15 protein-coding genes are annotated in these 11,962 nt (G+C 63.8%); 8 read left to right on the forward strand and 7 right to left on the reverse strand.

Annotated elements, in window-relative coordinates; translation table 11 throughout:
• Positions 1–49: 49 nt before the first annotated feature.
• The 5 genes from GGD57_RS17155 to pcaD all read right to left on the reverse strand — a co-directional run bounded on the left by GGD57_RS17155 (position 50) and on the right by pcaD (position 3,886).
• Positions 50–1,096: a 3-carboxy-cis,cis-muconate cycloisomerase gene (locus GGD57_RS17155; RefSeq protein WP_184471533.1), complete on the reverse strand. Its 1,047-nt coding sequence runs from the start codon at positions 1,094–1,096 to the stop codon at positions 50–52.
• Positions 1,097–1,305: 209 nt separating this feature from the next.
• Entirely contained in the window at positions 1,306–1,917 is a 612-nt protein-coding gene (gene pcaG / locus GGD57_RS17160; protein ID WP_184471644.1) for a protocatechuate 3,4-dioxygenase subunit alpha, read from the reverse strand.
• 2 nt (positions 1,918–1,919) lie between these two features.
• Entirely contained in the window at positions 1,920–2,669 is a 750-nt protein-coding gene (gene pcaH, locus GGD57_RS17165) for a protocatechuate 3,4-dioxygenase subunit beta (RefSeq protein ID WP_085739772.1), read from the reverse strand.
• 9 nt (positions 2,670–2,678) lie between these two features.
• The gene (gene pcaC / locus GGD57_RS17170) at positions 2,679–3,080 is read right to left on the reverse strand and encodes a 4-carboxymuconolactone decarboxylase (RefSeq protein ID WP_184471534.1); all 402 of its coding nucleotides are present in this window, start codon (positions 3,078–3,080) and stop codon (positions 2,679–2,681) included.
• Entirely contained in the window at positions 3,077–3,886 is an 810-nt protein-coding gene (gene pcaD, locus GGD57_RS17175) for a 3-oxoadipate enol-lactonase (protein ID WP_184471535.1), read from the reverse strand. Before pcaD ends, pcaC begins: the two co-directional genes overlap by 4 nt.
• A gap of 173 nt (positions 3,887–4,059) precedes the next feature.
• On the opposite strand from pcaD, the gene pcaQ reads away from it, so the two are divergent.
• From pcaQ to GGD57_RS17190, 3 genes are all read left to right on the forward strand, one after another.
• Positions 4,060–4,977 (forward strand): pca operon transcription factor PcaQ, encoded by a 918-nt coding sequence (pcaQ, locus tag GGD57_RS17180; RefSeq protein WP_184471536.1) that lies wholly within the window; start codon positions 4,060–4,062, stop codon positions 4,975–4,977.
• Positions 4,978–5,049: 72 nt separating this feature from the next.
• A complete protein-coding gene (locus GGD57_RS17185) occupies positions 5,050–5,571 on the forward strand; it encodes an MbcA/ParS/Xre antitoxin family protein (RefSeq protein WP_184471537.1) in 522 nt (173 codons plus the stop codon).
• Complete coding sequence (locus tag GGD57_RS17190) at positions 5,568–6,266, forward strand: RES domain-containing protein (RefSeq protein ID WP_184471538.1); 699 nt, start codon at positions 5,568–5,570, stop codon at positions 6,264–6,266. The genes GGD57_RS17185 and GGD57_RS17190 overlap by 4 nt, the downstream gene beginning before the upstream one ends.
• Here GGD57_RS17190 and GGD57_RS17195 read toward each other — a convergent pair.
• Together GGD57_RS17195 and GGD57_RS17200 are read right to left on the reverse strand one after the other, a co-directional pair.
• Positions 6,263–6,904: an alpha/beta hydrolase family protein gene (locus GGD57_RS17195; protein WP_184471539.1), complete on the reverse strand. Its 642-nt coding sequence runs from the start codon at positions 6,902–6,904 to the stop codon at positions 6,263–6,265. The two genes, GGD57_RS17190 and GGD57_RS17195, sit on opposite strands and share 4 nt — an antisense overlap.
• 386 nt (positions 6,905–7,290) lie before the next feature.
• Complete coding sequence (locus tag GGD57_RS17200) at positions 7,291–8,190, reverse strand: LysR family transcriptional regulator (protein WP_184471540.1); 900 nt, start codon at positions 8,188–8,190, stop codon at positions 7,291–7,293.
• Between the two features lie 128 nt (positions 8,191–8,318).
• Between GGD57_RS17200 and GGD57_RS17205 the strand changes: the two genes are divergently transcribed.
• The 5 genes from GGD57_RS17205 to GGD57_RS17225 all read left to right on the forward strand — a co-directional run bounded on the left by GGD57_RS17205 (position 8,319) and on the right by GGD57_RS17225 (position 11,910).
• The gene (locus GGD57_RS17205) at positions 8,319–9,167 is read left to right on the forward strand and encodes a DODA-type extradiol aromatic ring-opening family dioxygenase (protein ID WP_184471541.1); all 849 of its coding nucleotides are present in this window, start codon (positions 8,319–8,321) and stop codon (positions 9,165–9,167) included.
• Positions 9,164–9,544 carry a glutathione S-transferase N-terminal domain-containing protein gene (locus GGD57_RS17210; RefSeq protein ID WP_184471542.1) on the forward strand — a complete coding sequence of 127 codons (381 nt, stop codon included), beginning with the start codon at positions 9,164–9,166 and terminating at the stop codon, positions 9,542–9,544. The genes GGD57_RS17205 and GGD57_RS17210 overlap by 4 nt, the downstream gene beginning before the upstream one ends.
• Positions 9,545–9,573: 29 nt before the next feature.
• Positions 9,574–9,972 (forward strand): DoxX family protein, encoded by a 399-nt coding sequence (locus GGD57_RS17215; protein WP_184471543.1) that lies wholly within the window; start codon positions 9,574–9,576, stop codon positions 9,970–9,972.
• 88 nt (positions 9,973–10,060) lie between these two features.
• On the forward strand, positions 10,061–10,963 hold the full coding sequence (locus GGD57_RS17220) for an NADP-dependent oxidoreductase (protein WP_184471544.1): 903 nt from the start codon (positions 10,061–10,063) through the stop codon (positions 10,961–10,963).
• A gap of 245 nt (positions 10,964–11,208) precedes the next feature.
• On the forward strand, positions 11,209–11,910 hold the full coding sequence (locus GGD57_RS17225) for a DUF899 family protein (protein WP_184471545.1): 702 nt from the start codon (positions 11,209–11,211) through the stop codon (positions 11,908–11,910).
• Positions 11,911–11,962 lie beyond the last annotated feature (52 nt).

Here is an 11,962-nt window from a genome sequence, read left to right on the forward strand (position 1 = left end):
GTTGCGCCTTGAAGCAAAAGCGCGCGGATCTGAAAGATTGCAACGCGCTTTAAGCCGTTCCAAGCCGTCTGATATTCCCTACCAATTCCCCCGCCAACCGCAGCGAGGCGGCGGTTGCCATCGTCATCTGCGGCAGCAGCAGCCATTCGAGTGTCCAGGCGGCACCCGAGCGTTCCTGTTCATGGACGAGGGACTGATGGATGCCCGATAGAAGCGTGGCGTTGAAGCGGGCAAGTGAGACCAGGACTTCGGCGGCAACCGGGTTCTGCTTGTGGGCCATTGCCGACGAGGTGCCGCCGCCGGCGATTTCGATCTCGTGGCCCACCTCGGCAAGCAGGGCGATATCCTGGCCGAGCTTGCCGAGGCTGCCCGAAATCGACGAGAACAGGCCGGCGATATCGGCGATCGGCAGACGCCCGCTCTGCCATTGCCTGATATCGGTGAGGCCGAGTTCCTGAGCGAGCGCGGTGCGGATTGCCGGGCCTTGCGTCCCGAGCTTGTCGAGCGTGCCGGCGGCGCCACCGAGCTGGACGGGAAAACTCTGCTCGGTCAGGCGGTCGCGATAGGTGATCAGCGGTGCGCGCCAGGCGTCAAGCCGGTCGGAGACGGTGATCGGGATCGCCGCCTGCATGCGGGTGTGACCCATCAGCCGGTTGCCGCCGAACTGGCGGTCGAGCGTATCGAGCCCCGCGGCAATCGTGGAAAGCCGGCCGGCAAACAGGAAGGTGATGGCCTTCAGGCGGATCATCAGGCTGGTGTCGATCACATCCTGGCTGGTGGCGCCGAGATGCAGGCTCTTGGCCGCTTCCTCGCCGACCGCGCTGCGCAGCTGCTTGACGAGATCGGGGACGAGGACGCCGTCCCTTGCCGTTGCCGATCGCAGGCTGGCGAGATCGGGGGAAAAGCCGGCGCAGATTTCGGCAATCCGCCTTGCAGCTTCGGCAGGGATGAGGCCATGGGCGGCTTCGGCCTTGGCCAGTGCTGCCTCGAAGGAGAGCATGGCGCGAAGATCGGCCTCGGCGGAAAAATAGGGCGCGATTTCATCGTCGCCGAGAAGGCCGGAGAGGAAGGGGTGGTCGAAGGGCGATGCGGTCATGGTCTGCTCGTTGGTGATGGTGGCCCCCTCATCCGGCTGCCGCCACCTCGGGGTCGAGCCACCGGTCTCGACCCGTCCTTCGGACCCCCTAGGGGAGAAGGGGACTCGGGGCGATCTCGCATGGCACTATTCCCCTCTCCCCAGCGGGGAGAGGGCAGGGTGAGGGGGCCACTTGCGCAGAGTTTTCTGAACAAGCCGCCCAAATACTCTCAAATATCCAGAAACACCGTTTCGTCAGGACCCTGCAGACGAATGTCGAAATGGCAGGTCGCGCCGTCGCGGGTGGCGATCATCGTTGCGACGCGCTCGCGATGTTCGATGCGGGCAAGCAGCGGGTCGCCGGCATTGGCCTCCGTCTCTTCCGGGAAGTACATGCGCGTGTGCAGGCCGACATTGATGCCGCGGGCGACGATCCAGAGGGTGATGTGCGGGGCCTGACTGCGGCCGTCCTTGAAGGGGACGCGGCCGGGCTTGATGGTCTCGAAGCTGTAGACGCCGTCTTCGGCTCGCGTCGGGCAGCGGCCCCAGCCGGTAAAATTCGGGTCGGCGGCGCCGCGCATTTCCGAGGGGCTGTTGTAGAGGCCGGCGCTGTCGGCCTGCCAGATCTCGACGACGGCATCGCGCACCAGGGCGCCGGCGCCGTCCAGGACGCGGCCGGTGACGGTGATGCGCTCGCCGAGCGTCTTGTCGTTGACCATTTGGGTGCCGAGATCGCTGTCGTAGACGCCTGCTATGTCGCAGAAGTTCGGCGTCAGGCCGATATGGACATAGGGGCCTGCCGTCTGCGACGGAGTTTCCTTGAGATAGCCGAGCTGCTGCATGGTCAATTGCCCTCCAGCCTGTTTTCGAACATCGTCGAGCGGCGGCCGCGCAGCACGATATCGAATTTATAGGCGCGTGAATCCATCGGGATGGTATTGCCCCAGTCGAGCGGTGCGATCAGCTGCTCGATCGCCGCCTTGTCGGGGATGGTGCCGACGATCGGACATTTCCAGATCATCGGATCGCCCTCGAAATACATCTGGGTGATCAGCCGCTGGGCAAAGCCGTGGCCGAAGATCGAGAAATGGATATGGGCGGGGCGCCAGTCGTTGACGCCGTTCGGCCAGGGATAGGCGCCGGGCCGCACCGTGCGGAAATGGTAGCGGCCTTCCTCATCGGTGATGGCGCGGCCGCAGCCGCCGAAATTCGGGTCGATCGCTGCGAGATAACTTTCCTTCTTGTGGCGGTAGCGGCCGCCGGCATTGGCCTGCCAGAACTCGACCAGCGCACCGGCAACCGGCCTGGCGCGCTCGTCGAGCACCCGGCCATGGACGATGATGCGTTCGCCGATGGCGCTTTCGCCCGGCCGCGCATAGTTCAGGATCAGGTCGTTGTCGAGTTCGCCGATGATCGAATGGCCGAAGACCGGGCCTGTCGTTTCGGAAATCGTGCCGTCGAGCGACAGCAGCGCACGTTGCGGCGCCCGCAGCACCGAGGTTTTGTAGCCGGGGGTCAGGGCCGGCGCATGCCAGGCGCGGTCGCGGGCGAAGAAGGCGCCGGTCTCCGGCTTTTGGTTGGGTCGTTCGGACATCTCTCTCCCTCAGGCTGCCTTCTCGGCGTCCATTTGTGCAAAGGCCTGCTTGGCAATCTTGATCGCGTGGTTGGCGGCGGGGACGCCGGCATAGATCGCCACATGCAAGAGCGCCTCGCAGATATCCTCGCGGCTTGCTCCCGTATTGGCAGTGGCGCGCACATGCATGGCGACCTCGTCATCCTGGCCGAGTGCGGCGAGCAGCGCGATGGTGACGATCGAGCGCTCGCGCTTGGTCAGCGCCGGGCGCGACCAGACATGGCCCCAGGCGGCTTCGGTGATCAGCTCCTGGAAGGGGCGGTCGAACTCGGTCGTTGCCGCTGCGGCGCGCTCGACATGGGCGTCGCCGAGCACGGCGCGCCGCGTCGCCATGCCCTGCCGGTAACGCTCGGAGGAGGCGGTCTCGTTCATCGGCTGGTGTCTCCAGGTGGGATCGATGTGAGGAAAGCGCGGATGATCGCCGTCAGCGCCTCCGGCTGCTCGACGCAGGGAATATGGGCGCAATCGGCGATCACCTCGTAACGGGCGTCCGGGATCAGCCGCGCCGTGGAGAGCACGAGATCGGGCGGCGTCGAACCGTCCTGGTCGCCGACGATGCAGATCGTCGGCACAGCGATCCTCTTGGCCGCTTCGGTGAAATCGGCATCGCGGATGGCTTCGCAGGCGGCGATATAACCCTCGACCGGCTGGCGCGTCAGCATGTTGCAATAGCCGGAATAGGCGGTGTTTTCCGGCCGGCGGAAGGCCGGGGTGAACCAGCGCTCCATGATGGCGTCGACGATGCTGGCGATACCGTTTTTCGCCACCGCGGCGATACGGGCGTTCCAGCTCTCAGCCGTGCCGATCTTGTGGGCAGTGTCGCAAAGGATCAGCGCGCCGACCAGATCCGGCCGCCGCTGATAGAGCGACTGCGCGATCAGGCCGCCGACCGAGAGCCCGCAGACGACGGCATTTTTGACCGACAGCAGATCGAGCAGCCCGGCGAGATCGGTCGCATGGTCTTCGATCGACGCGGGGAGCTGGCCGACATCGGACAGGCCGTGGCCGCGCTTGTCGTACAGCACGACGGCGTAGTCTCCGGCAAGCCGCACCACGACATCGCGCCAGATGCGGAAATCCGTCCCGAGCGAATTGGTGAATACGATCACCGGCCTGTCGGCAGGCGCACCGATCACCTGATAATGGATCGTCACGTCGTTTATGCGGGCGAATTGCACGTTACTCTCCTCATGTCAGCACGGCCGGGGTGGCCCTTTATCCGGCTGCCGCGGCCTGGATCCTCGGGTCAAGCCCGAGGATGACGGAATGTGGATTGACCGCAAAACTGAATGGTTGATCCGGTTAAGTAAAATGATATTTTAAGGCATTTCGATAACCCTGGAGTTATGGAATGATCGACAGCCGCGTCAAGTTTCGTCATCTGCAGACCTTTGTCGAAGTGGCGCGGCAGAAGAGCGTCATGAAGGCGGCCGAATTGCTGCATGTCAGCCAGCCGGCGGTGACGAAGACGATCCGTGAGCTGGAGCAGGCGCTGGGTGTTGCCGTCTTCGAGCGTGACGGCCGCGGCATCAGGATCACCCGCTACGGCGAGGTCTTCCTGCGCCACGCCGGGGCGGCGCTGACGGCGCTGCGCCAGGGGCTCGATTCCGTCTCGCAGGAGCAGTTCGCCGATGCGCCGCCGATCCGCATCGGCGCGCTGCCGACGGTGTCGTCGCGCATCATGCCGCGGGCGATGGAACTCTTCCTCAAGGAGCGGACCTGGAGCCGGGTGAAGATCGTCACCGGCGAGAATGCCGTGCTCCTGGAGCAGCTTCGCGTCGGCGATCTCGACGTCGTCGTCGGCCGCCTGGCCGGGGCGGAGAAGATGGCGGGCTTTTCCTTCGAGCATCTCTATTCCGAGCAGGTGGTGTTTGCCGTGCGTCCCGGCCATCCGCTGCTCGACGGCCGGCAATCGCCCTTTGCCGGTTTCGGCGACTACACGGTGCTGATGCCGACGCGGGGCTCGATCATCCGGCCGGTGGTCGAAAATTTCCTCATCGCCAACGGCGTCTCCAGCCTGCCGAACCAGATCGAAACCGTGTCGGATTCCTTCGGCCGCGCCTTCCTCAGGGCAAGCGATGCGATCTGGATCATTTCCAACGGCGTGGTGGCCGACGATGTCGCCGACGGACGGCTGGCGCTGCTGCCGGTCGATACCGGCGAAACCAAGGGGCCGGTCGGGCTGACGATGCGTGCCGATGCCGTGCCGTCGCTGCCGCAATCGATCCTGATGCAGACGATCCGCGAGGCGGCCGGGGAGCTTTCCTGAAGCCCGGCTCTTGAAATTGGCTTGATGATTGTCCAGATTTGGACTATATCTCATTCAAGACAGGAGGCCGTCATGCAGCATGCGCGACGCACGGACCGGGAAGGCGAGGGGCCACAGCGGCTGGAGATGGAGCGCTTTGCGCCGGCCAACCGCCGGCGGCTGAGTGCGCCGGCCTTGCGAACCTTCCTGGCGATCGCCGATCTCTGGGGCTTGAGCGAAGAACAGCGGCTGCTGGTGCTCGGCTATCCCTCTCGCTCGACCTATCACAGCTGGGCCAAGCAGGCCCGCGAGCACGGGGCTTTCACCCTCGATGTCGATACGCTGACCCGGATCTCCGCCCTCTTCGGCATCCATCAGGCGCTCGGCGTGCTTTTTGCCGATGAACGTGCCGGCGTCGCCTGGCTGCGCACACCGCATCAGGCGCCGGTTTTCGGCGGGCATCCGCCGCTCGACATCGTGGCGAACGGCACCCAGGACGGGCTGATGACCGTGCGCCGCTTCCTCGATGGCGCGCGCGGCGGTGTCTATATGCAGCCGAACAAGCTCGACGAAGATTTCACGGCTTACGAAGATGCGGACATCGTCTTCCGGTGAGCGACCGTTTCGCCGAAGCGCCGCGCCCATCCTACCGGCTGATCCCGTCGCAATTTCCGCCGATCGGGCTTTTCGAGACGGTGGCGAGGGCGGCCGATCTCGAAGCGGTGATGGAGCTTGTGGGATGGACCAACGACCGTCTCGTTGCCGATCGCATCCAGCGGCTTCCCAGGGATGAGTGGGTTTACGGCACTGCAAATGCCAGTATCGTCATGGCGGCCTTCCTGCATGTCGCCCCCGGCGGCACGCGCTTCAACGGCCCCGATCTCGGCGCCTGGTATGCCGCCGACACTCTGAAGACAGCCGCCGCCGAGGTCGGCCATCATCTCCGGCGCGAGGCTGTGGCGCGCGGGGTGGCGACGATGGCGCGCACCTATCGAAGTTATTCGGCCATCCTGATCGGCGATTACCTCGACATTCGCGGCGAACAGGCGCTGCGGCCGGACGTCTATGACGGCGAAAGCTATAGGGCGTCGCAGGTGCTGGGCGAACAGGTGCGCTCGAGCGGCGGCGCCGGCATCCTCTATGACAGTGTCCGGCTGAGAGGCGGCGTCAACATCGCCGCGCACCGGCCGAGGAACATTCGTGACGTGGTGCAGGCCGATCACTTCGAAATCACCGTTTCCGCCACCGAGCGGCGCATCGATGTCAGGAAGCTTGCAAGCCGACGACGGCAGCCCAGAGGGAGCGCCTAAACCGGCAAGCCTTCCGCCCAGGCCTTGGCTGTCTTGGCCATTGTCGCGAGGTGATCGGCAGCGGAGAAGCCGGAGATCGTCTTGCGCGGCTTGAGGTCGTGGTCGCCATCCTCAAGCCAGAGGATCTCGATCCTGTCGGAGAGATCATAAGCCGGCACCTCGTCGCGTGTGCCGAATTCATCACGCGTTCCCTGGCAGATCAGCGCGGGCGTCGCGAGCCCGGTAAGATGGCCGGTGCGCAGCTTTTCCGGCTGGCCGGGCGGATGGAAGGGATAGCCGAGGCAGAGCAGGCCGGCGATCTTTCCCTTGCGATAGAGATTGTCGGCGATCATGCTGGCGACCCGGCCGCCCATCGACTTGCCGCCGATGATCAGCGGGCCATCGGCACCGAGCGCGGTTATCGCCGCCTCATATTCGGGATTGAGCGTTTCGGCCCGCGGCGGCGGCTTGCGGCCCTCCGCCGTGCGCCGCGCCGCCATGTAGGCGAATTCGAAGCGGGCCACACGGAAACCGACTGTGGCGAGCGCCTCCGCCGCCGATGTCATCGATGCCGAATCCATCGGCGCGCCGGCGCCATGCGCCAGCAGAATGGTGAAGCGGGCATCACGGGGGCCTTGAAGCAGAAACCTGTCAGACATCGGCAAAACTGTCCCTTGAAAGTCAGGCCTGAAGGGTCCATATACGGCTCCTGCCTGAAAAATGGATGCGCGCGGTATCGACGTCGTCGAACTGTTCGCTGTCCGACAGGATAAGGGCGCTCCCCGCAAGGGTCGAGCGCCCTTTTTGCTTTTCGGATATCGGCTGGAGCGACGGCCTTGGGTTCGTGCTGGTGCGATGGAGAGCAACTCCCACCATACTCTATATAGCACTTCGGAATCCCGAAATTGGCTGCACCGTTGAAATCACTGCATATTTTCCCGCGGCGACGACGCTGAAAACGCGTCGGATTTCGGAATCCCGAAGCGGGGGGATTTCGGGATTCCGAAGTGGGATTTTTTTCGCGCCGCGTTCGCGCTGAGCAAAATTATCCCATCTCCCGGGTGCTTGCCGTCAGAAAGTCGATGAAGGTGCGGACCTTGGCCGAGAGATATTTGCGGCTCGGATAGACGGCGTAAAGTGTGCTGTTGAAGCCGAGCCTGATGGCCGGAAGCACAATTTCCAGGCGGCCGGCTTCGATATCCTGCTCAGCCATCCATGCCGGCAGGAAGGCGAGACCCATGCCGCGCAGGGCCGCGAGATGCATAATCGTCTCGTTGTCGCTCAGCATCACGGTGCGGAAGGTGATCTTGTGTGGTCCGTCCGGACCTTCCAGCGACATGCTTTCCCCGAGGCTGACGCCGGAGTAGCGAAGCAGGGCGTGGCCGTTGAGTTCGGCGACGTTTTGAGGCCGCCCGGTTCGCGTGAGGTAATCCGGCGAGGCCATCAGACGAAACTGCACATTCGTCAGCGGGCGGGCGACGAGGCCGGGATCGAGCCGGTCCTGCGACGTTGCCCGCAGCGCAAGATCGAAACCTTCGTCAACCAGGTTCACCAGCCGGCCGCTGAGATCCAAGTCCAGGCAGACATCGGGGTAGCGCCGGTTATAGGCTGCCAGCATGTCTGTAAAATAGCCGGTTGCCGCCCAAACCGGCGCACTCAATTTCAGGGTGCCGCGGGGCGCCACCGTCACATTGCCGATCGCATCTTCCACCTCGTCCAGCCGTTCGAGCATCTCCCTGGTCTGGGTGAAATAAAGCCGCCCGGTCTCCGTCAGGCTGACATGGCGGCTGGTTCGATTGAGCAGCCGCGTCCCCAGCCGGTTCTCGAGCTGCATCACATGCTTGCTCGCCATTGCCGGTGAAACGCCAAGGCGATCGGCGGCAGCGGTGAAGCTTTTCAGTTCGGCGACGGTGCAGAACACCCGCAGGCTGGTCAACGTATCCATTAATCATCAACATCCAGGAAATGGTTCTTCAATATCCGCCACATTGATCAATAATGGAGAAAAAATCAAAATCCTCCCATCGAAGCGCTGCCCCAATGCTCGTGGCAATGATGCGAAGGACAATTCCGATGACAAATTCCAGACTCCCGACCTATTTCGTCAGCCATGGCGGTGGCCCCTGGCCCTATATGACGGGTGAATTCCGCCGCAACTTCGATGTGCTCGAACAGTCGCTGGTCGACATGCGCGCCGAACTCGGCGATGCGCCGAAGGCGATCCTCGTGGTCTCGGGTCACTGGGAAGAGGATGGTTTTGCCATATCGTCGGGCGTCAAGCCGGGCATGGTCTACGACTATTACGGCTTTCCCGAACACCTCTATCACATCACCTACAATGCGCCGGGTTCACCCGATCTCGCAAACCGCGTGCAGCATCTGCTGCGGGCGAGCGGCATCGAAGCGGCGCTCGATCCGACGCGCGGTTACGATCACGGCACTTTCAGCATCATGAAGCCGCTCTATCCGGAAGAGAACATCCCTGTCGTGCAGCTTTCGCTGGATGCGGGTTACGATCCGGCTCTGCACGTCAGCGTCGGCCGGGCACTGGCGCCGTTGCGTGACGAGGGCGTCCTGATCATCGGCAGCGGTCTCAGCTATCACAACCTTTCGGCCATGCGCGGCACGGGCGGATATGAGCCGTCCCGCCGCTTCGACGCCTGGCTGCAGGAAACTCTGGTTCACACGGCCTGCGACAAGCGCACCGAGCGGCTCATCGACTGGCAGCAGGCGCCGGCTGCCCGGGCGGCGCATCCGCGCGAAGACCATCTCATCCCGCTGATGGTGGTGGTCGGCGCCGCCGAGAACGAAGCCGGCGCCACCACCTATCACCAGAAGGACTTCGCCGGCGGGCTCACCGCATCGAGCTTCCGTTTCGGCCGCGTTCCCTCAACCCCTCGATCACATGGAGATGCGCAATGACCAGCGAAACCTTCAAGCCGATCGTCTACCTCAAGGAAAACTGCCCCTTCTGCCTCAAGGTTCGCCTCTTCCTTCTGGAAGCGGGGCTGGCATCGGACGTGGAAAGCCGCGACTTCGTTCCCGGAACCGAGCAGGAGGAGAAGATCCGGGCGGAGCTTTCGCCGCATCTCGACAAGGTAAGCTTTCCTTCGGCGCAGCTCGAGCCCGGCCGCTACGTCACCGAATCCGACAATATCATTGCATTTTTCGCAGCGAAGGCCGGCCGCGATCCGGCGGGCATGACGGTTTACCGGAACTATGTCGATGGGGTCTTCGCCATGTCGATGAAGCTCTGGAAAGAAAACCAGGAACTCAAGAAGGCGGCCTCCGCCGCCTGACCTCCCATCAACCTCTTTGGAGAAACTCGATGATCAATACCGGCAAATGGACGCCATACGTCCTCGCACTTCTGCGCATCATGGCGGCCCTGCTCTTCCTCGAACATGCCACCATGAAGTTTCTGCAGTTTCCGGGTCCGATTCAAGGCGTACCCTATCCGCTGCCCGCCCTCCTGCTGGTTGCAGGCGCGATCGAGGTGATCACCTCCGCTCTGATGCTCGTCGGATTTCAAACGCGCATCGCGGCATTCATCGCTTCGGGCGAAATGGCTGCCGCCTACTTCATGGGCCACATGCCGTATGGCTTCTGGCCGGCGCTGAACATGGGCGAAGGCGCCATCCTGTTCTGCTTTATCTTCCTCTACATCGCCTTTGCCGGCGGCGGAGCCTGGACGCTCGACAGCAAGCGTCGTCCCGCCACGGCCTGAGACGGCGCCATCCGGAAATCGCCTATGCCCGGCCGCCGAGCGGCAGCCGGGCATAGGCGCAACGAAACGCTGAAATTCTGGAGACGCCATGAAAGCCGCACTTCTCAAATCCTACGGTGATATCGACCAGTTCGAAATCGCCGATCTTCCAGCGCCGAAGCCCGGGCCGGGCGAAGTCCTGATCAAGATCGAGGTATCCGCCGTCAATCCTTTCGATCTCATTCTCCGCCAGGGCTTCATGGCCCAGTATATCCCGCTTCCGCTGCCGGCCGTGCTCGGCGGTGACGCCGCCGGCATCACCTCGGCCCTCGGTGAAGGCGTGACCGGTTTTGCGGTCGGCGACCGGGTTGTCGCCGATTTTGCCGCAAACGGCAAAGGCGCTCATGCGGAATACGGTGTCGTTCCCCTCACATCCATTGCAAGGCTGCCGGCCGCACTCGGCTTCGAGCAGGGCGCGTCGCTGGTCAAGGCAGGTCTTACCGGCCGGCAGACCGTCCAAGCGCTCGGTGTCAAGGCCGGCGACCGGGTTCTCGTTTCCGGCGGCCTCGGCACGGTCGGACGGTCCGCGATCCAATACCTCAAGCAGATCGGCGCCCAGCCGGTTGCCGGCGTTCGGCCCGAGCGGTTGAACGAAGGCCGGGGGCTGGCGGGCGAAGCGCTCGACATCACGGTTGCCGCCGCAAGCCCGAGCTTCGACTATGCGATCAGCACGGCCGGCCCGGTGGCCGGCAACCTCATCGGTCACGTCCGCGACGGCGGCACGGTTGCGAGCATCGTTCCGGTGCCGGAAGGCGCCAATACCGGAGGCCGCCTTGTCGTCCGTGAACTATACCACCGCACCGATGCGGCCATGCTCGACGCTATTCTGGCGTCCGCCGCCAGCGGTGAGCTGGTCATCCCGATTTCCCACACCTTCACCCTGGAGCAGATCGGCCTTGCCCAGAACGCGGTTGCGGCAGGTGCTCCCGGGAAGGTCGTTCTCAAGCACTGAAAGACAGGGACGCGGCCCCGCGCCGCGTAAACCGCCATCGACCGGCATGAGGTTCTTCATGCCGGTCGTCTCGGTCGCGACCGTGGTCTTTGTTCCATTCCTCCTCGACGGCGAATTTTTCCCGCCGGGTCCTGTCGATTTTCGCATCTGCGGATCGTCTTCCTGAAGATGTGCTGGAAATCCGTTGCGATCGCGGCACATCCTTTGAGCGCCCGAGACGCGCGACAACAGAAGGAGGATATGTGATGGATCACCAGCATCTGGTCCCTGCCGCCGTGCTTGCGGCAAAGAATGGCGTAAAATTTCCCAATGAGAGCGAGGAATATCGCATCGCCCGCGACGCGCTGCTCGCCGAAGAGATCGAATTGCGCCGGCACATCGAGCGCGTCGCGAGACAGCGCCGGGCGCTGCCGCCGGGCGGCGAAGTCAAGAAGGATTATCGCTTCGAAGGCGCCGGCGGGCCGATCTCGCTCGGCGAGCTTTTCGCGGATAAGCAGACGCTGATCGTCTACAGCTACATGTTCGGCCCCGAGCGCGAGCGCCCATGCCCGATGTGCACCTCGCTGCTGTCGGCCTGGGACGGTGAGGTACCCGATATCCAGCAGCGCGCCGCCCTTGCGGTCGTTGCCCGCTCGCCGATCGCAAAGCTGCTCGCCTTCAAGAAGGAACGCGGCTGGCATCACCTGCCGCTCTATTCCGACCTGACCGATGAATACAGCCGCGATTATCACGCGGTCGGCGAGGACGGCGGCGATGGTGCTGCCTTCAACGTCTTCACGCGGCGCGACGGCACCATCCGCCACTTCTGGAGCCAGGAAATGGGCGACGTCACCTCCGATCCCGGCGAGGACCCGCGCGGCGCGCCCGACCTGATGCCGCTCTGGACCCTGATCGACACGACGCCGGAAGGCCGGGCACCGGACTGGTATCCGAAGCTGTCTTATTAAGGCATATCGCCCGGGATAACGGCATGCATTATTGCGCGCCGGACTTTCGACG

Origin of the sequence: Rhizobium esperanzae (assembly GCF_014197615.1) — a bacterium.
Taxonomy (GTDB): domain Bacteria; phylum Pseudomonadota; class Alphaproteobacteria; order Rhizobiales; family Rhizobiaceae; genus Rhizobium; species Rhizobium esperanzae_A.

What these genes read in the sequence shown, in the direction of transcription:
- pcaC (WP_184471534.1), bottom strand. Translation starts at nt 3,080, where the DNA reads ATGAACGAGACCGCCTCCTCCGAGCGTTACCGGCAGGGCATGGCGACG.
- GGD57_RS17155 (WP_184471533.1), bottom strand. Translation starts at nt 1,096, where the DNA reads ATGACCGCATCGCCCTTCGACCACCCCTTCCTCTCCGGCCTTCTCGGC.
- GGD57_RS17200 (WP_184471540.1), bottom strand. Translation starts at nt 8,190, where the DNA reads ATGGATACGTTGACCAGCCTGCGGGTGTTCTGCACCGTCGCCGAACTG.
- pcaQ (WP_184471536.1), top strand. Translation starts at nt 4,060, where the DNA reads ATGATCGACAGCCGCGTCAAGTTTCGTCATCTGCAGACCTTTGTCGAA.
- GGD57_RS17185 (WP_184471537.1), top strand. Translation starts at nt 5,050, where the DNA reads ATGCAGCATGCGCGACGCACGGACCGGGAAGGCGAGGGGCCACAGCGG.
- pcaH (WP_085739772.1), bottom strand. Translation starts at nt 2,669, where the DNA reads ATGTCCGAACGACCCAACCAAAAGCCGGAGACCGGCGCCTTCTTCGCC.
- GGD57_RS17195 (WP_184471539.1), bottom strand. Translation starts at nt 6,904, where the DNA reads ATGTCTGACAGGTTTCTGCTTCAAGGCCCCCGTGATGCCCGCTTCACC.
- GGD57_RS17215 (WP_184471543.1), top strand. Translation starts at nt 9,574, where the DNA reads ATGATCAATACCGGCAAATGGACGCCATACGTCCTCGCACTTCTGCGC.
- pcaG (WP_184471644.1), bottom strand. Translation starts at nt 1,917, where the DNA reads ATGCAGCAGCTCGGCTATCTCAAGGAAACTCCGTCGCAGACGGCAGGC.
- GGD57_RS17220 (WP_184471544.1), top strand. Translation starts at nt 10,061, where the DNA reads ATGAAAGCCGCACTTCTCAAATCCTACGGTGATATCGACCAGTTCGAA.
- GGD57_RS17210 (WP_184471542.1), top strand. Translation starts at nt 9,164, where the DNA reads ATGACCAGCGAAACCTTCAAGCCGATCGTCTACCTCAAGGAAAACTGC.
- GGD57_RS17205 (WP_184471541.1), top strand. Translation starts at nt 8,319, where the DNA reads ATGACAAATTCCAGACTCCCGACCTATTTCGTCAGCCATGGCGGTGGC.
- GGD57_RS17225 (WP_184471545.1), top strand. Translation starts at nt 11,209, where the DNA reads ATGGATCACCAGCATCTGGTCCCTGCCGCCGTGCTTGCGGCAAAGAAT.